We start from the raw sequence: 755 nt of genomic DNA, 5'->3' as shown, positions 1-755 counted from the left end.
AAAATAAAATACCTCAGCTATGAGCCTGGCTTTAACACCCGGTAAACAGTAGCTACGCCAACACCAACTGCCTTAGCGATTTCCTCTTTTGTCATATTGCCTTGACTGTCTAATTCTCTAATACGATTGTGTTTCGTTGTATTAGGCTTCTTACCGGAGGGCTTATAGCCACTGTTAGCCAATCCCTGCTTGATACGCTCTCTACGCTTGTCGTTATCAAGCTTTGCCATCGTTGCTAATAAGTCGATCAGCATATGGTTAATCACTGTTAGGATCTCACCTGTCATGCCATTATTAACTGTATGCGTCGTTGGTAGATCAGCCACCACCAATCGCAAGCCTTTGTCTTTGATACGCTGCTTTAGAATTGCAAAATCATCTTGAGATAATCGGCTTAATCTATCCACGCTTTCAACCAGTAGAATATCGCCTTGCTCAGCGTCCTTTAGCAGCTTGGCTAATAATGGTCTATCGAGCTTTGTACCACTGAAATGCTCGACGTACTCAACATGGTTATCATCATAACTTGTACTGAAAGCCACCAAATCAGCCAATGCTCTGGTAGCGTCTTGATCCTTAGTGCTGGCTCTCACATAAATACGAACAGTCATAACCCACCTCTATTATTTAGACTTAATAATTAGTGCTCATTGATAATAACAAGATATTACTATCATTTAATAATATAAAAAAGTCTAATGATAGATAGATTATCATTTAAAGGTTTTATGTTTTGGGTATAGGCTAATGATAGG

Annotated in this window: 1 protein-coding gene; it reads right to left on the bottom strand. The window is 39.5% G+C overall.

What is annotated here, in order from left to right; all coding sequences use genetic code 11:
* Positions 1-17: 17 nt before the first annotated feature.
* Positions 18-611, bottom strand: coding sequence for a recombinase family protein (locus CXF58_RS01220; protein WP_011959997.1), 594 nt, complete (start codon positions 609-611; stop codon positions 18-20).
* Positions 612-755: the final 144 nt, after the last annotated feature.

The sequence above is a fragment of the Psychrobacter sp. Sarcosine-02u-2 genome (assembly GCF_002836335.1).
In the GTDB taxonomy this organism is placed as follows: Bacteria; Pseudomonadota; Gammaproteobacteria; order Pseudomonadales; family Moraxellaceae; genus Psychrobacter; species Psychrobacter faecalis.
This window is presented reverse-complemented; position numbering and strand designations above follow the sequence as displayed.